Raw genomic sequence first — 19,555 nt, forward strand, 5'->3', positions numbered from 1 at the left:
TTTACTATGAAAGTAAAGCTATCAGCCAAGCAATGGGTGGGGCTCGGACTTGTCGTCATGGTGCAGTCGTACCAGCCTCTCCATGCACAAGCCATTGCCTTTGCCGCTTCTCCGGCCCGCTCTGCAAGTGGCAGGCAGGAAATGAAGCTCAAAAATGTGCTCCTTGATCTGCAGCGTCATTATGGGGTGGAGATTGTTTTCGAAGACCGCCTCGTAGGGTCGGTAAACGTCACATCCGCCTCCCTCGATTTTTCCCGCCCTATCGAAAAAAACCTGGAAACGATCCTTGGACAAAATGGGCTTAAATACCGGAAAACGAGGAAGAATACCTTTGTGATTACGGAGGATAAACTGCGGGAAAATACCCCTGAAAAGGCTGGAAAAAAGGAGTCGGCGGCCCTGCCTGAGTCGCCTGTGAACCCTGAAAACGAAGTTGTGCCGACTGTGGCCGTAGTGGATCGTTCAGTGAGAGGCAAGGTTGCGGACGAGTCGGGGAATGGACTTCCAGGCGTAAGTGTGGTATTGAAAGGTACCCAGCGTGGTACTTCTACGGGCGCAGCGGGCGAATTTGCACTGGACGTCCCCGACGGAAGCGGCAACATTCTGGTATTTAGTTTTGTAGGGTACAAATCGCAGGAAGTTACTGTGGGCAATCAGGCAGAGGTATCTGTAAGCATGATGCCTGATGAAAATGCATTGGATGAAGTGGTCGTGGTGGGTTACGGTACTGTGAAAAAATCGGATCTTACCGGGGCCGTGGGTACGATCAAAGGTGAGGTATTGCAGGAGCGTCCCGCATCTTCGCTCAACCAGGGATTGTCAGGCCGGGTAGCGGGGGTTAACGTTTCCTCTAACTCGGGACGTCCGGGTGGACGCGCCAATATCCGTATCCGCGGTGCCAGCTCCATCAGCGTGTCCAACAATCCGCTGTACGTGATTGACGGGGTGATCCTGAATGCAGTAGACCTGCAGAATGGCAGTACACCGATCGATTACATTAACCCTAATGATATTGCGTCTATCGAGGTATTGAAAGATGCGTCGTCAACGGCGATTTACGGAGCCCGGGGTGCCAATGGTGTAATCCTGATCACAACCAAGCGTGGTACATCCGGCGGAGGAAAAATCACTTATGATACCGATTTCAGCATCGGAGTTGCACCCAAGAAATTGCCCGTGCTGAACTCGCGCGAATTTCTTCAGGTAGAAGAACAGGCCTACGCCAATGCAGCCAAGTACGATCCGGTTGGATGGGCTACGGGTACCAAGTACACCGATCCGCGTACCAAGCGCACCAATCCGCTCCTTTTTGATGCAAGTGGAAATCCATTGTATGATACAGACTGGCAGAAAGAAGCGTTTCAAAAAGCCCTGATTCAAAATCACCAGCTCGGCCTTACCGGCGGCAGTGAAAAGGGCAGCTACGGTGCCTTCCTCAACTACCGGAACGAAAACGGTATCGTCCGTGAATCATGGCAGAAAAGGTACTCGGGCCGCTTTGTTTTTGATTCACAAATAAAAAGCTGGCTCAAAGTAGGCGGCAGCCTTGGCTATACCGATCAGAATGAAAAGCAGGTGGACCAGCTGGGCGGCGGAGGTATTACGGCCATGCGCCAGGTATTGGAAGCTTTGCCCATTATTCCTGTCAAATATCCTGACGGCCGCTGGGCAAGCAACCGTGATTACCCGGGAATGGAAGGTGGCGACAGCCCGCTGCGTGTGGTTAATGAGCGCCTGTATTATCTTAAAACCCAGACCATGCTGGGCAATATGTATGCTGCTTTCCACCTGGCCGACGGACTGGATCTGCGCTCGACACTCGGTACTAACGTGATCAACCAGCGCCTGGACTACTTTGCAGCGGCCGGTCTGCAGTACATTTCCAACAATGGGGATGCCCAGGTTACGAACAACCGCTACAATTCCTGGCAATTTGAAAACTACCTGACCTATAATAAGGAGTTTGCAAAAATTCACTCCCTGAATGCCATGCTGGGTTTGTCGTGGCAGCACGTGGATCGGTTCGAAAACATGGCCAGAAGCCAGAACTTTACTGATACCTATTTCGAATATAACAACCTGGGAGCCGGTGCTACGGCGCTGGCGCCTTCGTCTTTTGCATCCGCATACGGCCTGAACTCGTACTTTGCACGGCTTAACTATGGTTTAATGGACAAGTACCTCGTCACCTTCACAGGCAGGATCGATGGTTCGTCCAAGTTCGGGGATGCTAACCGCTATGCATTTTTTCCATCGGCTGCCGTCGCCTGGCGTGTATCCGAAGAAGAGTTCCTGAAAGGGGTGCATGCGATCACAAATTTGAAAATCAGGGCCAGCTATGGTGCTACCGGTAACTCCGAAATCCCGGCTTACCGTGCATTGGCAGGGATGTCGAGCTACGATGTGATCTTCGGCGGCTCCCGCAACATCGGTATCGGTGTGGGCAGGATGTCCAACTCTGCATTGCAGTGGGAGAAAACGCAGCAGGTTGATCTGGGTATCGAACTGGGACTTTTCTCTAACCGGCTCAGCTTTGAGCTTGATCTCTACCGCAGAAAAGTAAACGATATGCTCCTGGATGCACCCCTCCCGATGAGCAGCGGGTATGCCAGTATCTTTACCAACATCGGCAGTATGGAAAACAAGGGTGTTGAATTTGCTATTAATTCTACCAACATCAAGGCGGGAGATTTTTCTTGGAGCACTACTTTCAACATTTCTGTCAACAAAAATAAAGTGCTTGCATTGTCAGGAGGCAGCGACATTTATTCAGGCGCTACGGTCATCAGGGTAGGGGAGCCTGTGGGTTCATTCTTTGGCCGGGTCCATGAAGGTACATGGTCTACCGCAGAAGCTGAGCAGGCCAAAAAGTACAATATGCTGCCGGGCGATGTGAAATACAAGGATTTGAATGGAGACGGAACCATCAACGACAATGACCGTACCATCATCGGTAAAGGTATTCCCGATGGTTTCGGTACTTTCCTGAATACGTTCCAGTACAAAGCCTGGTCGCTGACCGTTGACCTGCAGTACATGTATGGAAACGACGTGCTCGACCGCAGTATCCACTCGGCGGAAGACCGCCAGGGCATTGCCAACAGTTACAAAACCGTACTGAATGCATGGACCGAAACCAACCAGAACACGCCGATTGCGCAGATCCGGCCTATTAATGCCTACTATACGACCAACAATGACAGCCACAAGGTAACCGATGCATCGTTTATCCGGGGCCGTAACCTGCTGCTGGCTTACACTTTCTCACCCAATGTGGTATCCCGACTGAAACTTGACCGGCTGCGTGTATTTGGGTCAGTTCAGAACTTCTTTGTTACGACAAAATACCGCGGGTACGATCCGGAAGTGTCCAACTCGGGCTCCCCGTTTGATCAGGGATTTGGCTTGTACGATTATCCGAAACCAAGGGTTTTCATGTTGGGCTTGAACATAGGTTTGTAACAATACTGACTCTTACTTGAAGTAGCAATGAATAAATTATCTCAAAAAATGGGACTGCTCGCAACCTTGCTGAGCATCTTCGCGGCAACAGGCTGCTCCGACTTCCTTGACGAATCTGACCCCAGTAACTTTACAGTAGAGAACTACTTTACGCAGCCGGCACATGCAGTCAGTTCCGTGAATGCAATATATGCACCCATGCGCGACCCACTGGGCAGCGGATTTGGTGGCGGTGCCTGGATGATGACTGAGTTCGGTACCGGGCTTGCAGCCACCGACCTTGGCCAGGCAGTAAACAGTTACTTTGTAAAAGACCTGCGGAATACCTCTGATAATGGTTATGGTCAGACTTACTGGTCATCGTACTACCGGGGCATAGCCAATGCCAATTTGTCGCTGAGCAAGATTCCGACAATTACCATGGACGCCGCGCAAGCCAAAATGCTCATGGGCGAGGCATACTTTCTCAGAGCCTGGTACTACTTTCAGCTGGTGCGCATGTTTGGCAACATTCCGCTCGTGACGGAGCCTGTTAACCTGCAATCGGAGCAGCTCCGGCCGACCCAGGCGAGTGTTGAAGAAGTATATAACCTGATCGTGGCCGATCTGACGACGGCAGAGGCTGCGGGATTACCCTGGACGGATAATACCGGCCGTGCAACCCTGGGAGCTGTGAAATCACTGCTTTCGCAGGTGTACCTTACGATGGCAGGGTTTCCATTGCAAAAAGGCGCATCGCATTACAGTTTGGCGGCCAAGAAAGCTGAGGAAGTGATCGACTCAAAGCAATTCAAGCTTTTCAGCTCGTACAACGACCTGCACGATCCTGCCAAAAAGAACATTGAGGAGAACATTTTCATGATCCAGTTCCGGGCACAGATACTGCCTTCCAACTGGCAGGTTTCGATTATTCCTTACAACAAGAATATTTCTCAGTATTCGGATGAAACCGGAGGTATTTACGCTACCGGCGATTTTGTAAAGTCATACGATCCCGCCGATCTCCGGATCAAGGAAAAACAATTCTTTTTTACCAAGTTCACCAATGAGTCTAACCGGAATCAGGAAGTGGATCTAGGCGGGTATTTTATTTACAAACATTTTGATCCTACTGCCCAGACCAGCACAGCCAGCAGCGACCTCAACTGGCCTGTAATCCGCTATGCCGACGTGCTGCTGACCTACGCGGAAGCTGCCAATGAAGTAAGCGGCCCGGCGACCAAAGCTTATGAAGCTTTAAATGCCGTACGCACCCGTGCACAACTGCCTGCATGGACGGGTTTGTCGAAAGATGCATTCCGGGAAGCAGTATGGCGCGAGCGCTGGTATGAGCTGTGTTTTGAAAATATCACCTGGTTTGATATGGTCAGGCTGCGGAAGGCATTCAATGTGTCTACCAAAAAGTTCGATGACTATGTAGGTCACCGGTTTTCCTATGGCCCTACGCTTTCTGCCCGTGAGCTGTTGTTTCCCATTCCAACACCCGAAATGCGCAATAACACCAATCTGAGACAGAATACCGGGTACTAGGATTTGTTCCAGCGCCGGTAAGCAAATAGCGCATACGCAAAAAGGGGATAGTCTTTCGGCTATCCCCTTTTTTGCTGGTATGAAATTAATTAAAGAAAGCGGTTCAGCAGGTTTTCCAGGTACTCCTGTTTTCCTGAAATCGTTGCAGGCTCTCCGTTGGCTGCAGCAAGGTCAAAAAGGTTTTCCAGGCTCAGTGATCCAGCCTCGTACTCGGCACCTTTTCCGCCATTGAAGCTGGCGTAGCGATCCGTACGAATCTTGTCATATTCGCCATGCTGGATAATTTTGTCGGCTACTACCAGTGCACGGGCTACGGTGTCGATACCGCCAATATGTGCATGGAACACATCTTCCATGTCGGTAGAGTTACGACGGCGTTTTGCGTCGAAGTTGACGCCGCCACCTTTCAGGCCGCCTGCTTTCAGGATTACGAGCAATGCTTTTGTCCATTCAGCGATATCCGTCGGGAACTGGTCGGTATCCCAGCCGTTCTGATAATCACCACGGTTGGCATCAATCGAACCCAGGATGCCGGCATCCGCCGCTACCTGTAATTCGTGCTCGAAAGTATGGCCTGCCAATGTCGCATGGTTTACTTCAATGTTCAATGCAAAGTCTTCCAGCAGATCGTGCTGACGAAGGAAACCGATGCAGGTAGCTGCGTCATAGTCATACTGGTGTTTGGTCGGCTCGCAAGGTTTGGGTTCAATGAAGAATTTACCTGTAAAACCATTTGCACGGGCATACTTCACAGCCATTTTCAGCATTTGTGCAAAATGCTCCTGCTCGCGTTTCATGTCCGTGTTCAGCAAAGTCATGTAACCCTCACGTCCTCCCCAGAACACGTAGTTTTCACCACCCAGGGCGATTGTTGCATCCAGCGCCATTTTGATCTGGGCTCCGGCATGGGCTACTACGTTGAAATCAGGATTTGTAGACGCACCATTCATGTAGCGGTGATGTCCGAAAAGGTTGGCAGTACCCCAAAGCAGCTTCACACCCGATTCTTTTTGTTTCTGACCCAGGTACTCCGTCAATGCCAGAATGCGCTTTTCGTTGGTACGCACGTCGTCGTCGTAGTCTACCACGTCCACGTCGTGAAAGCAGTAGTAAGGCACGCCCAGTTTGGTGATAAATTCAAAGGCAGCATCAGCCTTGTCACGGGCACGGTCTACTGCATCGGATTTTTTATCCCAGGGAAAAAACAAGGTAGGTCCTCCAAAAGGATCAAGGCCCGATCCGCAGAATGTATGCCAGTAAGCGACAGCAAACCGAAGATGTTCTTTCATACTTTTTCCGGCAATGATCCGGTTCTCATCGTACCAGCGGTAAGCCAGCGGATTGTCTGTTTCGGGGCCTTCGTATGCGATCTTCCCGATACCTTTGAAATACTCCTGTTCTCCGAGTAAAATGCTCATTGTATTGTAATTAAATGTTTCTGAATGAATGGTTGGCCTGCGGAATGCTACATCTTTATTCATTAAGTGTAACATTGACAGTTCATACTGCAATACTATCACTTTTTTCTGAATGGATTGCAGTATAAATAAAAAGAGGAGCAGAAATGATTTCTGCTCCTCCTGACCTCTGAAAATTTATGCTATCAGAAAAACTTCGCGCGACGGTCTTCAATATCAGCGTTTTCGCGAATTGCTTCATTCACCAGGTAGGACATACGGCTTTCCAGAGACTGGGTCAGCTGTGTCTTGTACTGCGTGTAATCAGCAATTTTAGGTGCTTCCGCCTTGTTGACCATTTCTACGATAAATACCCCGTTTTCACCTGTGAATACGCCGGTACGCTGTCCGTTTTTCAAAGCAAATGCTTTTCCGAGTGCGATCGGGTCAAATCCTGCGCTTGTCAGGAAGCCGGTAGCCAGGGAAATATCATTAGCAGATTCAACCAGTGCACCTGCGCCGTATTTTTTTGCAATACCTTCCAGGTTGCCGGTAGCACCTTTCAGCTTGGCGGTGATCTGCTCCGACTTGATCTGGTTACGCACCTTAGTAGTCAGTTCATCACGGAAATCATTCACTTTCACATCTTTCTGGTCCGACTTGCCTGTCAGTACAGCCACCACATATTGTTCATCAGTTTCAAAAACCTGAGGAGAAACCGAGTTGATCTTGGTGTCATCCTTAAATGCCCACCTTACAATCTCACGTCCGTTCTGGATCGCATTGATGTTGGTAGCCGACTCGGGAATGCGGTTTGCAGTCGCCACAACCAGTGCCTTGTTCTTTTTCACTGCTGCATCAAAGTCTTCCTTCGTTTTCACGGAATTGGCAAACTCGTCAGCCCGGCGGTAAGCCTCATCGCGTGTTGCCTGGCTTGGCGCAATGGTTTTTCCGATTGCAGCGATCCGGTACAGCGTGTTGGACTTAGGCTCAGTTACTTTAATAATGTGAAAACCGAACTGGCTTTCGATCAGGCGAGGGATCAGGCCGGGAGCAGTAGCTGAAAACACAGCTTCTTCAAATGGCTTTACCATGGCACCGTTGTTCTGGAAATAATTCAGGTCACCACCACGCTGGGCCGAACCGGGATCGGCACTGGATGTAGCAGCCAGGGCCTCAAAGTTGGCACCGGCTTTGATCTGTGCAAGGATACCTTCTGCTTTGGCGCGGGCAGCTGATTTGGCAGAGTCCGACTGGTTTTCAGCACGGATCAGGATATGGCTGGCACGGGCAGTGGAAACCGTATCAGAACGGGTACCATCATATTTATAAATAAAATAATTGTTGCCTTCGCGGTACGGGCCGTAAACGCCTCCCGGAACGAATGACTTTACAGCCTCTTTAAGCTGATCCGACATACTTGCATAAGACATGTTGATCGGCAATGGAATATCCGTGTTCATGCTTGCAAAAGCAGAGTCGTTCTGCGCAGTAGCAAGGCCTCTTGCGAGTTGTTTGATTTCGGAATAAAGTGCGGAACTGTCGTCTTTTGCAGGTTGGATCGGGAAAGTGACGTACTCGATGGAGCGGGTGTCGGTACCTTTGTATTCCTTCTTATGGGCGCTCAGGTACTCTTCAAGCTGTGAGTCAGTAACCTTGATTGTTGTATCCACAACAGAGTAGTAAGGTACATAGAGGTAGCGCAAGGTAGCTTTGGTATTTTGGGCTACGTACTCTTTCTCTGCCTGTGCCTTCGGGATGTAGGTAGAAAGGCGCAGCATGTTTTCGTATTTGGTACGGACACGTTCCTCGCGGAGGCTTTTCTCAAAGTTCTCCCAGGATCTTTGCTGCTCGATCGGAAGTGTTTTCAGGTTTTTCAGGTAGTTGACAACTGCATTTTTGTCAAATTTACCCGTAGTAGGATCTGAAAAAGCCTGCAATATAGAGGGGCTGATATGGTTGCCCTGTACCATGTCAACAAGCTCGTCGTCAGTTACCGTCAGTCCGAGCTCATCAAACTGTTTTTTATAAGCAATGTCGATAATGAATTGATTCCATGCCTGATCGCGGAGAGAAGCGAGCTCATTTTCATTCAGGCTGCGCCCGGATTGTGCCTCGTAATTCTGGCGAAAACCATCCACCCGGCTTTGAAAATCCTTGATGTTAATTTCTTTTCCGGCAATCTCTCCGACAGTCTGGTTATTACCACTGCCAAAAAGGGAATTAGGGCCCAGCAGGTCGCCACCTACCATGAAAAGAATTAAACTGACTGCGATTACGGTTACGGCAATACCGGATTTTTCTCTGATCTTGTTAATTAAAGCCATTTTCTCAATTCAAATTAGTGCGCAAAATAATATCTTTTCTATATCGAATGCAAGGGTTGACCGTTTCAAAATCAAATAATTGGCAGAGCAACGATCACGCTGGCACTCAATGCATATGTTTCAGATTGAAGGCGTACAGGATTGCCATGAAGCAGCTGAAAAATACACCGGCAATGGCATTAACCGCCCCAAACCATCCTCCGATCAGCAGCAAGGGAGTAAAAAACGCTATGGCTATCCCCGCCAGGTACAGGTAAAATCCACGTTTCTGCAGGTTCCACATCAGGTAAGCGGCATAAAGCGATATGGATTCAAAAATCAGGAGGATCACTGCCATTGTATGCATATTGGCAGCATTGGTCTGATCATAAATGATCTTAAACATGGTATCTGTCGCCCGCAGGTCAGCGGCACCGGGGCGGGCATGCAATTTCTCCTGCGCGCTCTCGAACATTTGCGTCACATTTTCCGCGGCAACACCCGGGCTCCAGAGATTTTTCGACTGGTTCCAAAGGGCTGAAACCGAAGTCATAAATGTGAGAAAGCAAAGTATGGTTAGGAACGTGGGTCTGATAAAATCTTCACTCATAAGTCAAAACAGTGGATGCCCGCGAGATTGGCAAAGCATGTAAAATTTGCCGTTTTAAGTGAAAACACCAAAGTGCATTTGATTATTCTGGCACGGTCTTTACTTTTGTCGCTTTGCAAAATATACGCGCAACATTCTCAAAACCGCCATTATGAGCCTCCAAATCCTTGCCGACCGCATTAAAGATATCTTGGGAACCGACAGCGGCCTTGATGCTACTGTTAAATTTAAAACCGAAGACGGCTCTTTGTTCGTGGACGGTAAATCGGTTCCCAATTCCGTATCCCAGGAAGACCTGGAAGCAGATTGTACTTTTGAAGTTTCTACCAAAAATGCATTGAAGCTAATCGACGGTGACCTGAATGCCATGATGGCCTACATGACCGGAAAGCTGAAAATCGATGGCGATATGAGCGTAGCGATGAAGATTGCGCAAACGTTCGGAGGCCGCGAATAGCCGCAGCCTCCCTGCCAATCGTTAAACCTGCAGTTCGCGGAGGTACATCTGGATGGTATTTTCCAGTCCCAGGTACAATGCATCCGAAATCAGCGCATGTCCGATGGATACCTCGTCCAGCCAGGGTATGTTTTGTTTCAGAAAACGCAGGTTGTCAAGGCTGAGGTCGTGACCGGCATTCAGGCCGAGTCCCACTTCCCTGGCCTTTTCTGCGGCTTTAACAAAAGGCAGGACTGCTTTTTGCCGGTTTTCAAAGTAGTAGGCTGCGTAGGGTTCGGTATACAGCTCCACACGGTCGGCACCGCAGACTTTGGCACCTTCCACCATTTTTTCATCTGCATCCACAAATACCGACACGCGTATCCCGGCTGAGTGAAATATGGCAATCAGGTCGGTAAGTTCAGCTTCGTTGGTGATGGTATCCCAGCCCGCATTGGACGTAATTGCGTGTAAGGCATCGGGCACAAGTGTTACCTGTTCGGGTTTATTGGCGAGTACCAGCTCCACAAACTTCTTCTCAGAAGGATTTCCCTCTATATTGAACTCGGTCGTTACCTCAGCACGGAGGTCATACACATCCTGGTAGCGGATATGGCGCTCATCGGGGCGCGGGTGTACCGTAATTCCCTGCGCACCAAACCGTTCACAGTCCAGCGCCACTTTCAGTACATTGGGATTGTCTCCGCCGCGGGAGTTTCTCAGGGTAGCAATTTTGTTGATGTTAACGCTCAGGCGGGTCATGGGGGTGGGGATTGGGTGGTGAGTTAGTGAGGTAGTGAGTTTTGAATGACTGAATGTTTGAATGACTGAATGACTGAATGACTGAATGATTGAATGACTGAATGTTTGAATGAACAAATAACTTAATGACCTAATGACTTAATGACCTAATGATTGAATGACTGAACAACCTAATGACCTAATGACCTAATGACTTAATGTTGCCCTAGGATTCCCGATGATTATTGGTCGTTACATCCTTTTATAAACTTCATTTTTGATGTGTTTAGAGGTAAATGTAGGAAATTTGGGTTAGAGATGGGAGGATGGCATTTATTATGAAAATTCTAACTTTGCTCCCTGCCTGCAATGTAAAAGGATGGATGCAGGTCCGCCACCCAACTTTGCAGGCTATATTTGATTAATAACTTAAAAACAAAAACACACAACCCACAACAACCAGCTACGACACTAGTATAAAATACCCATCACGAACATTCAGTCATTCAATCATTCAATCATTCAGTCATTAACAATCATCATTCACCCATTCAAAACTTCCCATGTCCCTAAAAACCCAGGTTGAAAGCGGAATTAAAGACGCTATGCGTGCCAAGGATCAGGATACACTGCGTGCACTGCGTGCGATCAAGTCACTTATTCTTTTGGAAGAAACCAAAGGAGGCGCAAGCGGCGACCTATCGGCTGACGATGAACTGAAACTGCTGACCAAAGCTGCCAAGCAGCGCCGGGAGTCTGCTGACATTTACAAGGCACAGGATCGTGCCGACCTTCTTGAAAAAGAAGAAGCCGAGCTTGCCGTGATCGAGCAGTTTCTGCCCAAGCAACTCAGCGATGATGAGCTGAAAGCGAAGTTGCAGGAAATCATTGCTAGGGTAGGAGCAAGTGGTCCTTCCGATATGGGCAAAGTAATGGGCGCTGCTACCAAGGAGCTTACCGGGCAAGCCGACGGAAAGGTTATCTCCGCAACCGTAAAAAGCCTGCTTGCATGAAGTTACTGGATTTGCTGATCCTGGTTCCCCTGCTTTGGGGCGCAGTACATGGGTACCGTAAAGGCTTGCTGATCGAGATCATCGGCATACTTGGCCTGGTGGTAGCCATGGTACTGGGCTTCAAATTCCTGGGGCTAGGAATGGAGGTCCTGACACCTTATATGAGTGCCGGCGTAGCAAGGCGGATATTACCTTATGTTGGCTTTGCAGCTATATTCTTCCCGACTATTTTTTTACTGAACCAATTCGGCTACTCCATCAGGCGGTCGCTGCGGTACTCTATCCTGGGTACTTTCGACAGCTTTGCGGGTGGCCTGGTTGGTATTGTTACCTGGGTATTTGGCATCAGTGTGTTCTTCTGGCTTGTCAATGCGGTGGGGGTAAAAATTCCGGCACACCGCACGGACGATACTTTCATTTACCCGCTGGTAGTACCCATCGCACCCAACCTGATTACCAAGGCACTCGGCATGATGCCGGCCGGAACGGACCTGATCCGTGAATGGAAAAAAGAGTACCTTGACGATGCGGGAGAGCGCAATGATAAATCCTGAATGTCATCGTTTTGCAGTATTCCGGCATAATGAACTTTCAAAATGCAGTAGCAGTTACACTTGGGTAACTGAGTTTCAGTACCTTTGACCAATACTAGCCGAGCAGTATACGTTTGGCAGACAGCATATTAAGATGATCCAGGAAAATACAAAGCAGGATATTAGAAAATGGGACGCCGGCCAGCTCAAAGAATGGCTAGCCGGCCATGGGGAGAAAGGATTCCGGGCCAAACAGGTGTATGAATGGATCTGGAAAAAGTCGGCTGCTTCATTTGACGACATGACCAATCTGTCACTTGCCACACGTCAGCTGCTCAATGAGCATTTTGTAATTCACACACTTTCCGTAGCCAAACAGCAGCAGAGCAATGATGGTACGATCAAGTCTGCATTTCAGCTTTTCGACGGCAATCTCGTAGAAGGCGTGCTGATACCCGCTGCTGACCGTATGACAGCGTGTGTAAGCAGCCAGGTAGGATGTTCGCTCACCTGCAAGTTTTGTGCGACAGGCTATATGGACCGCAAGCGTAACCTGGATGCAGGTGAAATTTACGATCAGGTAGTGGCCATTGCGCGCCAGGCGGAGGGTAGCTTTAAAGCGCCGCTGACCAACATTGTGTATATGGGCATGGGCGAGCCGCTGCTCAATTATGCAAACGTATTACAGTCTATCGAATACATTACCTCTCCCGAAGGACTGAATATGTCGCCGAAGCGCATTACGGTTTCAACTGCCGGCATTGCCAAGATGATTAAAAAGCTGGGCGATGATGAGGTACGTTTCAGGCTGGCACTTTCGCTGCATGCGGCCAATGATGTAAAACGTAATCAGATTATGCCGATCAATGAGTCGAACTCGCTGGATAACCTGGCCGAGGCGCTCAATTATTTTTATAGGAAAACAGGAAACCGGATTACTTTCGAGTACATTGTTTTCAACAACTTCAATGATACTTTGCAGGATGCAAAGGAGCTCTGGGAGTTTACAAAGCGGGTTCCTGCCCGCGTCAATATCATTGAGTACAATCCCATTGCAGAAGCCGATTTCCGGAACACGGAAGCCGACAGACTGGATCGTTTTGCAGCATTTCTGGAAGACCGCGGCGTGTCTGTACATGTGCGCCGGAGCCGTGGGAAGGACATTGATGCAGCCTGCGGCCAACTCGCCAACAAGGAAACCGTTCAGCCGGCAACTTAACAATTTGTTAATATTGTAACGGGGCACATTAAGTAGCTTTGTCCGGCATTCGATAAAAAACTTATACTTCTCTTCTATGTTTGGTCTTGAAACCGACATTTTCCTCCTTCTTGCATTCAGTATCCTAGCGGCCTGCGCATTTGAATTTGTAAACGGATTTCATGACACTGCCAATGCTGTTGCCACAGTTATTTACACCAATTCCCTGAAACCAAGCGTGGCCGTTGTCTGGTCGGGGTTTATGAACTTTTGCGGTGTTTTCTTCGGTGGCATTGCCGTAGCGATGGGGATTGTAAACCTGCTTCCGGTAGAGTTGCTGATTGATCAAAATGTATATCACAGCGCTGCCATGGTGTTTTCACTCCTGTTCAGCGCTATTATCTGGAACCTGGGAACCTGGTACTTTGGTCTGCCGAGTTCGAGCTCGCATACCTTGATCGGCTCCATTCTGGGCGTCGGACTTGCATTTACCTTCATGCCTGAAAATTCATTTGGATCGGGAGTCAACTGGTCCAAGGCGCAGGAACTCTTTATGTCGCTTCTTACCTCACCGATTTTTGGTTTTGCGATGGCGATCATCATCATGTTTATCTTGAGACGGTCTTTGTCCAAACCATTGCGTGAGGTTGTTTTCAGTGAGCCCAAGAAAAATCAACCACCGCCCATGTGGATCCGGGCAATTTTGGTGACGACCTGTACACTGGTAAGCTTTTTTCATGGCTCCAATGATGGTCAGAAGGGTGTGGGGCTTGTGATGCTGATTCTGATCGGCATTGTGCCCGCTCATTTTGCTATTAACAACAATGAAAATCCGCTTGCCATGAAGACCGAGCTTGCCGGCATTGAGCAGGCTGTGAGCCGCATCGATTCTTCCCGCCTCTCGATTGCAGACAGGCAGCATTTATACATGATCCACCAGGAAATCAACAACCTGAACACGCAGCTGAGCAAGCCTCTTGTCGACAACAAATTACCAGGAGACGCGCGTATGAACGCCCGCCGCTCGCTGCTGCTCATCAGCCGTAATACCAAAACGATCATCGATAACGGTCATGCCAATCTGAATGCCGCCGACCTGGCATTTCTGAAAAGTCAGTCGTCCGGCGAAAAAGGCATCCGCCGGTACACCGACTATGCGCCTGACTGGGTAATCCTGATGATCTCGCTTTCACTTGGCCTGGGTACCATGGTTGGCTGGAAGCGTATCGTGGTTACGATTGGTGAGAAGATCGGTAAACAACACCTTACCTATGCGCAGGGTGCTTCTGCGGAGCTGGTTGCGGCAAGTACCATTGGGGTTTCGTCTTACATGGGATTGCCGGTTTCAACCACGCATGTACTTTCTTCTGGTATCGCAGGTTCTATGGTGGCCAGTAAGGGTGTTAAAAACCTTCAGGGAGGGACGATCCGGAACATTGTGATTGCATGGATTCTTACGCTGCCGGTAACAATGGTACTTTCAGGAACACTTTACGTGTTTTTCCGCTGGATTTTATAAGTAAATCATATGCTGATGAAGAGGCCGGGGGATCGATTCCTGCGGCCTCTTCTTTTATCAGGATACCGCACTTTCTTTGGATTACATTGGTTTAATATAGTAAATTCGGCAGGGGATTTTTCATTATAAACCATTTGAACCCAATTATTCACCAGAATGACAACCATTGAAGAGCAGGTAGGCCGGTACGGGTATGTAACCGAGGCAGTGGCAGAAGATATTGACCTGATTGCGGAAATAAAGCGTTTGAAAAAGGAGAAAAATGCAGTAATCCTCGCGCATTACTATGTGGACGCTGAAATCCAGGACCTGGCCGATTACATTGGTGACAGTCTGGGGCTTTCACAACAGGCAGCTGCTACCGACGCGGATATGATTGTATTTTGCGGCGTTCATTTTATGGGTGAAACGGCCAAAGTTCTGAGCCCGAATAAAAAAGTGGTTATCCCCGATCTGAATGCAGGCTGCTCCCTGGCCGATTCGGCCCCAGCAGACAAATTTGCTGCTTTTAAGGCTCAGTATCCTGACCATCTTGTGATCAGTTATATCAACTGTTCCGCCGAGATCAAGGCATTGACGGATATTGTTTGTACCTCGTCCAATGCTTTGCAGATTGTTGATAGTCTGCCAAAAGATCAGAAAATCATTTTTGCTCCTGATGCGAATCTGGGCCGCTACGTGGCGCATAAAACAGGGCGGGAAATGGTGCTCTGGGATGGTGCATGCATTGTACATATTGATATTTCACGGGAGAAATTAAAACAGTTGCAGGACGAAAATCCGGATGCACTGCTCATTGCACATCCTGAATGCAAAGAGGATATCTTGAAGCAGGCTGATTTTGTCAGCTCCACTACGGGCCTTCTTAAGTTTGTCAAGGAATCTTCCCATGATAAATTCATCGTGGCTACCGAAGCCGGTATCCTGCACAAAATGAAACAGGCGGTACCTGACAAAAAGCTGATTCCGGCGCCAGGATCCGATAATAATACCTGCGCCTGCTCCGAGTGCCCGTATATGAAAATGAATACCTTAGAAAAAGTGTATAATGCACTTTACTATGAGCAGCCGGAGATTTTTGTCCCGGAAGATATCAGATTGAAAGCTTACGAGTCAGTTGCGCGCATGCTGGAACTGAGCAAAGGCATTTGATCCTGACACCATTTATTCCATATTGACTTTATGCCCCAGTTTGATTTTCTGATCATCGGGTCTGGCATTGCCGGACTTAGCTACGCTGCCAAACTAGCCCGCCATTTTGATAAGTTAAACCAGGAAGTGTCCATTGCGGTCATTACCAAGGTGCAGGCGGACGAAACCAATACCAAGTATGCACAAGGCGGCATTGCGGTAGTATGGTCGGAGTCAGACTCTTTTGAAAAACACATCCTGGACACGATGGATGCCGGGGATGGTATCAACAAAAAGGATATTGTGGACATTGTGGTCAGGGAAGCTCCTGAGCGAATTCAGGAGCTCATTGACTACGGTACCCGTTTTGACAAAGACCAGGGTGGAGAAGCATACGACCTGGCCAGGGAAGGAGGGCATTCCGACCATCGTATCCTGCATTTCAAGGACATTACGGGAGCTGAAATTGAGCGCGCATTGCTGGAAGAGGTCAACCGCCATCCGAGTATTGAGGTTCTTACGCATTATTACGTAGTAGAGCTGATCACCCAGCACCATTTGGGGGAAACCGTATACCGTTACAGGGAAGATATTAAATGTTTCGGGGCTTATGTGCTGAACCGGCAAACGGGTGAAGTAGAGAAGTTTGTAGCCAAAACGACTATGCTGGCAACGGGCGGCATTGGTAATATTTACCAGAGCACCACCAACCCGACCATCGCTACAGGTGACGGAATTGCCATGGCGTACCGCGCCAAGGGAATTTGCGATAACATGGAGTTTATCCAGTTTCATCCCACAAGCTTTTACCAGCCGGGCCAAAAACCTTCATTCCTGATTTCGGAGGCAGTAAGGGGCTTCGGCGGCATTCTGAAGCGTGCGGATGGAAGTACATTCATGGAAAACTATGACGAGCGCCTGTCGCTGGCTCCCCGGGACATTGTAGCCCGCGCCATCGACTCCGAGATGAAAAAGAACGGGGTAGATCACGTGTACCTGGATGTGCGCCACTGCGACTACGAGAAATTTGTCGACCATTTTCCAAATATCACCGAGTACTGCCTCAAAGCCGGTGTAGACATCCGCAAAGATATGATCCCTGTGGTGCCTGCCCAGCATTATATGTGCGGTGGAATCAAGGTAAATGAATGGGCGCACACCAATATTAACTTCCTGTACGCTGCGGGCGAGTGCGCCTGCACCGGACTGCACGGCGCAAATCGCCTGGCTTCCAATTCTCTTCTTGAAGCGGTGGTCTTTGGTCATCGCGCTTATGAAGATACCATCTCCCGGTTTGCAGAAGCCGTAATTCCCCAAGACATTCCTGAATGGGATGACTCTGGCACTACCCACCCGGAGGAACAGGTGCTGGTTACGGAAATGACGCGTGAGCTCAACAGCATCATGTCCAACTACGTAGGCATTGTCCGCACCGACCGCCGGATGAAGCGTGCATATGACCGGCTTGAACTACTCCATAAGGAACACGAGCAGCTCTACCGTGAGTCAAAGGTATCCGTTGCCATATGCGAGCTCAGGAATATGATCTCGGTTTCGTACCTGATCATTAAAATGGCGATGGCGCGCCGCGAGAACATCGGCCTGCATTTCAATGCTGATAACGTTTAGTTTTTCTGGGCAAGCGCTTCCCGGTTTTTGCGGGTAACCGCGCGCTGCCACACATTATTTCCTACTTTCTCGCCCAATCGAGTGCCTTCTTCCACGCCGTCGCGGTAGTGGATACCCCCGAGCATCCGGCTGATGGAAGCATCCCAATAGGCAGCTTCAATGGATGTAAAGGACTTTACACCATGGCCATATTTCTTTTCCGTGGTGTCGGTAAATGCAACATTTTCACCAAAGAGGTGGATCAGTATCCTGCCGCAGGCCGCTGATATGGAACTGTGCCCGCTGACATATTCAGGGAATGCAGGTGTTTCCAGATACGGGCGCCAGTTGGGGTCCCAATTGTTATTGATCACGGTCTCCGGTCTGATGCGCACTGAGCGGTATTTCTCATCCCAGCATGCGATAAATGCATCGTAAACCGCAAGAGCTCCCAGCGTATACGCCTCATTAACCTGCATCAGATCGGCTTTCTTGTCGGTCGTAATCGTTCTGATAATGGCCATCCAGTGTCCTACGGGGGTCATTTTCTTATTGGCAAACATGGCATGTCCTACCACGTTGGTCACAAACGGATTATCATCCCAGAAAAAAGCACTTGCTTTCTGTTGTTCAGTAAGGTTGTTGCCCATGTTATAAACTTCCATCGCCAGCTTCATAAACGGGCTATCCTTGGCCAGGTTGTAACTGGCAGGAGCAGGACACCGGAACTGGGTTACCGAGTCGAGCGCAAAAGTTCTAACGGTGTTCCACATAGGCTCGCAAGCGTCGGCATAGGCGGGTGGTGTGGGCACCCAGGTGCCTGGCTGATTGGTAACCGTATACCTGTAACCCCGGATCTCTTTATAATGATCTTTGGCGGAATAAGCCAGGATATGTTTGGCAACCGTGTCGCCGTATGCCATGGAGCGTTCATAAACGTCTTGAGGGATCCCCATGTCTTCGTATTTGGCAAAAAGGCCTTTTTCATACGCATCCCACATATCTCCGGAAAAGGTCAGTGTGCGGGCTACCACCGTAAAAGCCTTGATACTGGCAAGCGGAAAACAGTAGGTCGCCGAGGTGTCAGGGCGGGGCGCAGGCGTGAACTTCACCAGTTTGTTGCCTAGTGACTGGTACTCCGGATAAGCCGGGACAAGTGCCTCATACGCAGCCAGAAACGAATATCCGTAAATCCGGCTGGCTACCGGCGGTTTGAAAATATCATGGATGATCACATCTGTGAGATGCGTGGCGGTCTCATGAAATAACCTGGGGTCGGACGCTGCTGCATTGTATTTTTCCGGCGTTTGGTCCGGCTTGCAGCCCAACGCGATTCCTATGACGAGCAGGGAGAGTAAGCGTACTTTCATTCTTGCAAACACAAATATGGGTTGGGTGTGGGTGACTGTTTTATAAAAACCATTTGCCTGGCGAACACGGATACTAAATTAACATAAACGTATCATGGTAGCAAGTACCCATTGTAACCATTGGCTACTAAAAATCAAAATATATCTCAGAAAAGTGCTTTTTATTGTTGTTTTTGAAGAATGTATGGTTTAAAAAAACATTTTCTACCGGATCAATTCATCCTGTTCTCCTTCGATGGATATTGTCATTGGCGCTCCTTCGTGTTGCGGTCTGCGGTGCTATGGCGCAGAACACAATCAGCGGTAAGATCAAGAATGAGCAAGGCCAATCACTGAGCGGCGTAAGCGTTGTGGTTAAAGGAACAACAGCCGGTACTGCAACCGATATTGATGGTCTTTATACCGTAAATGCAGACAAAAACAGTCGCAGCTCTATCGAAGACTGGAACGAAGCCACAATGGATACTACATGCGTAAATTCATTAATCCAAACCCTGACCTGGTGGACAACACCGATTTTAAGAATATTCCGTGGCCTTTCTTCCGCTATACCAAGGCTTATACGCCGGTGGAAGAAAAGGCGCATGAAAACCGTACATGAATCGACAAGGTGTATTTCCGTCCTTTCAACAGAGATGAAATCAACCGGAATGCAAAATTGGTTCAAAACCCGGGTTACGGTAAATAGTAATATTTAATTA

The 19,555-nt window shown here is 48.9% G+C and carries 14 protein-coding genes and 2 pseudogenes; 11 read left to right on the forward strand and 5 right to left on the reverse strand.

Features of this window, described 5'->3' with window-relative positions; genetic code table 11:
* Positions 1-6 precede the first annotated feature (6 nt).
* Positions 7-3,462, forward strand: a complete 3,456-nt coding sequence (locus tag HWI92_RS22705; RefSeq protein ID WP_204659578.1) for a SusC/RagA family TonB-linked outer membrane protein — start codon at positions 7-9, stop codon at positions 3,460-3,462.
* A 27-nt stretch (positions 3,463-3,489) separates the two neighbouring features.
* Positions 3,490-4,992 (forward strand): RagB/SusD family nutrient uptake outer membrane protein, encoded by a 1,503-nt coding sequence (locus HWI92_RS22710; RefSeq protein WP_204659580.1) that lies wholly within the window; start codon positions 3,490-3,492, stop codon positions 4,990-4,992.
* Positions 4,993-5,081: 89 nt separating this feature from the next.
* On the opposite strand, the gene xylA is transcribed toward HWI92_RS22710, so the two are convergent.
* The 3 genes from xylA to HWI92_RS22725 form a co-directional block, all read right to left on the reverse strand.
* A complete protein-coding gene (gene xylA / locus HWI92_RS22715) occupies positions 5,082-6,410 on the reverse strand; it encodes a xylose isomerase (protein ID WP_204659582.1) in 1,329 nt (442 codons plus the stop codon).
* A 185-nt stretch (positions 6,411-6,595) separates the two neighbouring features.
* Positions 6,596-8,716, reverse strand: a complete 2,121-nt coding sequence (locus HWI92_RS22720; RefSeq protein ID WP_204659584.1) for a peptidylprolyl isomerase — start codon at positions 8,714-8,716, stop codon at positions 6,596-6,598.
* A 106-nt stretch (positions 8,717-8,822) separates the two neighbouring features.
* The gene (locus HWI92_RS22725) at positions 8,823-9,305 is read right to left on the reverse strand and encodes a hypothetical protein (RefSeq protein WP_229248502.1); all 483 of its coding nucleotides are present in this window, start codon (positions 9,303-9,305) and stop codon (positions 8,823-8,825) included.
* A 151-nt stretch (positions 9,306-9,456) separates the two neighbouring features.
* On the opposite strand from HWI92_RS22725, the gene HWI92_RS22730 reads away from it, so the two are divergent.
* Positions 9,457-9,762 carry an SCP2 sterol-binding domain-containing protein gene (locus tag HWI92_RS22730; protein ID WP_204659586.1) on the forward strand — a complete coding sequence of 102 codons (306 nt, stop codon included), beginning with the start codon at positions 9,457-9,459 and terminating at the stop codon, positions 9,760-9,762.
* A gap of 21 nt (positions 9,763-9,783) precedes the next feature.
* On the opposite strand, the gene HWI92_RS22735 is transcribed toward HWI92_RS22730, so the two are convergent.
* Positions 9,784-10,503: a pyridoxine 5'-phosphate synthase gene (locus tag HWI92_RS22735; RefSeq protein ID WP_204659588.1), complete on the reverse strand. Its 720-nt coding sequence runs from the start codon at positions 10,501-10,503 to the stop codon at positions 9,784-9,786.
* Positions 10,504-11,045: 542 nt separating this feature from the next.
* Here HWI92_RS22735 and HWI92_RS22740 point away from each other — a divergent pair.
* The 6 genes from HWI92_RS22740 (at position 11,046) to nadB (ending at position 17,505) form a co-directional block, all read left to right on the forward strand.
* A complete protein-coding gene (locus tag HWI92_RS22740) occupies positions 11,046-11,495 on the forward strand; it encodes a GatB/YqeY domain-containing protein (RefSeq protein ID WP_204659590.1) in 450 nt (149 codons plus the stop codon).
* Positions 11,492-12,049 (forward strand): CvpA family protein, encoded by a 558-nt coding sequence (locus HWI92_RS22745; protein ID WP_204659592.1) that lies wholly within the window; start codon positions 11,492-11,494, stop codon positions 12,047-12,049. The genes HWI92_RS22740 and HWI92_RS22745 overlap by 4 nt, the downstream gene beginning before the upstream one ends.
* Before the next feature lie 133 nt (positions 12,050-12,182).
* Positions 12,183-13,247, forward strand: a complete 1,065-nt coding sequence (rlmN, locus tag HWI92_RS22750; RefSeq protein ID WP_204659594.1) for a dual-specificity RNA methyltransferase RlmN — start codon at positions 12,183-12,185, stop codon at positions 13,245-13,247.
* Between the two features lie 76 nt (positions 13,248-13,323).
* On the forward strand, positions 13,324-14,745 hold the full coding sequence (locus HWI92_RS22755; RefSeq protein WP_204659596.1) for an inorganic phosphate transporter: 1,422 nt from the start codon (positions 13,324-13,326) through the stop codon (positions 14,743-14,745).
* A gap of 156 nt (positions 14,746-14,901) precedes the next feature.
* On the forward strand, positions 14,902-15,897 hold the full coding sequence (gene nadA / locus HWI92_RS22760) for a quinolinate synthase NadA (RefSeq protein ID WP_204659598.1): 996 nt from the start codon (positions 14,902-14,904) through the stop codon (positions 15,895-15,897).
* Between the two features lie 30 nt (positions 15,898-15,927).
* A complete protein-coding gene (nadB, locus tag HWI92_RS22765) occupies positions 15,928-17,505 on the forward strand; it encodes an L-aspartate oxidase (RefSeq protein WP_204659600.1) in 1,578 nt (525 codons plus the stop codon).
* Here the strand turns inward: nadB and HWI92_RS22770 are convergent.
* On the reverse strand, positions 17,502-18,854 hold the full coding sequence (locus tag HWI92_RS22770; protein WP_204659602.1) for a vanadium-dependent haloperoxidase: 1,353 nt from the start codon (positions 18,852-18,854) through the stop codon (positions 17,502-17,504). The two genes, nadB and HWI92_RS22770, sit on opposite strands and share 4 nt — an antisense overlap.
* A gap of 281 nt (positions 18,855-19,135) precedes the next feature.
* Between HWI92_RS22770 and HWI92_RS25690 the strand changes: the two are divergent.
* Positions 19,136-19,216, forward strand: a pseudogene (locus HWI92_RS25690) (hypothetical protein); the annotation flags it as partial.
* 57 nt (positions 19,217-19,273) lie between these two features.
* Positions 19,274-19,542 (forward strand): annotated as a pseudogene (locus tag HWI92_RS22780) (hypothetical protein); the annotation flags it as partial.
* Positions 19,543-19,555 lie beyond the last annotated feature (13 nt).

This window comes from Dyadobacter sandarakinus, from assembly GCF_016894445.1.
Taxonomy (GTDB): Bacteria; Bacteroidota; Bacteroidia; order Cytophagales; family Spirosomataceae; genus Dyadobacter; species Dyadobacter sandarakinus.

Coding starts and splice junctions, on each gene's coding strand:
- HWI92_RS22705 (WP_204659578.1), top strand. CDS start 7: ATGAAAGTAAAGCTATCAGCCAAGCAATGGGTGGGGCTCGGACTTGTC.
- HWI92_RS22710 (WP_204659580.1), top strand. CDS start 3,490: ATGAATAAATTATCTCAAAAAATGGGACTGCTCGCAACCTTGCTGAGC.
- xylA (WP_204659582.1), bottom strand. CDS start 6,410: ATGAGCATTTTACTCGGAGAACAGGAGTATTTCAAAGGTATCGGGAAG.
- HWI92_RS22720 (WP_204659584.1), bottom strand. CDS start 8,716: ATGGCTTTAATTAACAAGATCAGAGAAAAATCCGGTATTGCCGTAACC.
- HWI92_RS22725 (WP_229248502.1), bottom strand. CDS start 9,305: ATGAGTGAAGATTTTATCAGACCCACGTTCCTAACCATACTTTGCTTT.
- HWI92_RS22730 (WP_204659586.1), top strand. CDS start 9,457: ATGAGCCTCCAAATCCTTGCCGACCGCATTAAAGATATCTTGGGAACC.
- HWI92_RS22735 (WP_204659588.1), bottom strand. CDS start 10,503: ATGACCCGCCTGAGCGTTAACATCAACAAAATTGCTACCCTGAGAAAC.
- HWI92_RS22740 (WP_204659590.1), top strand. CDS start 11,046: ATGTCCCTAAAAACCCAGGTTGAAAGCGGAATTAAAGACGCTATGCGT.
- HWI92_RS22745 (WP_204659592.1), top strand. CDS start 11,492: ATGAAGTTACTGGATTTGCTGATCCTGGTTCCCCTGCTTTGGGGCGCA.
- rlmN (WP_204659594.1), top strand. CDS start 12,183: ATGATCCAGGAAAATACAAAGCAGGATATTAGAAAATGGGACGCCGGC.
- HWI92_RS22755 (WP_204659596.1), top strand. CDS start 13,324: ATGTTTGGTCTTGAAACCGACATTTTCCTCCTTCTTGCATTCAGTATC.
- nadA (WP_204659598.1), top strand. CDS start 14,902: ATGACAACCATTGAAGAGCAGGTAGGCCGGTACGGGTATGTAACCGAG.
- nadB (WP_204659600.1), top strand. CDS start 15,928: ATGCCCCAGTTTGATTTTCTGATCATCGGGTCTGGCATTGCCGGACTT.
- HWI92_RS22770 (WP_204659602.1), bottom strand. CDS start 18,854: ATGAAAGTACGCTTACTCTCCCTGCTCGTCATAGGAATCGCGTTGGGC.